Source organism: Bacillus sp. LR--39 (assembly GCF_053613335.1).
Genome location: NZ_JBSIOT010001253.1, coordinates 1 through 589 on the forward strand (window position 1 = coordinate 1; position 589 = coordinate 589).

A 589-nucleotide genomic window follows, 5' to 3' on the forward strand; every position below is an offset into this window, starting at 1 on the left:
GATTTCGGGATATCACACCCTATTTATGATTCTCTTTGCTGTATCCATCATCGGCGTTTTTGTTTCATTGGGCATCAAATCTGATGAAACGGCACGGATAGAAAAAAACTCAGCGTAACACAAAACAGCCCGGCATCGCATCATCCTGCGGTGCCGGGCTGCCTTTTATGATCCCGAAGCGACTGCTTCGTCTTCACGGTCATCCTTTACGAAGAGGATGCCCAATTCATGATGTTCTCCTTCATAAGAAGCTCGCTGGTCAAAACGAATTTCTCCATTCAAACCGATAATTTCAAGCTTCACATATGCACGGTTATGCTGAAGCGCTTCATAGAAATCAGAAACGTTCTTAACCGGTATGCCATTGACTTTCGTTATGATTTCCCCGATTTTCAATTCCAGATCCTCAGCCGGCGTATTGGGGATAATCCCAAGCACCATTAAGCCCTGATCCCTTTTCGAGAAATAAAACGGAGCCGCGTTATCATTCACTCTTTGCTTTATGGACAGAAAAATACGCCCTAACAAAGCGGTACAGACCGCTGCACCCGCAAGCGGCGTCCACAGTAAGCTCGCTGCACCGAGAACT

The 589-nt window shown here is 46.3% G+C and carries 1 protein-coding gene and 1 pseudogene; one reads left to right on the top strand and one right to left on the bottom strand.

Annotated features, from left to right (window positions below):
* On the top strand, positions 1–118 hold a 118-nt coding region (locus tag ACWHAR_RS29775), incomplete at its 5' end, for a hypothetical protein (RefSeq protein WP_452088777.1).
* A gap of 47 nt (positions 119–165) precedes the next feature.
* Here the strand turns inward: ACWHAR_RS29775 and minJ are convergent.
* Positions 166–589 (bottom strand): annotated as a pseudogene (gene minJ, locus ACWHAR_RS29780) (cell division topological determinant MinJ); the annotation flags it as partial.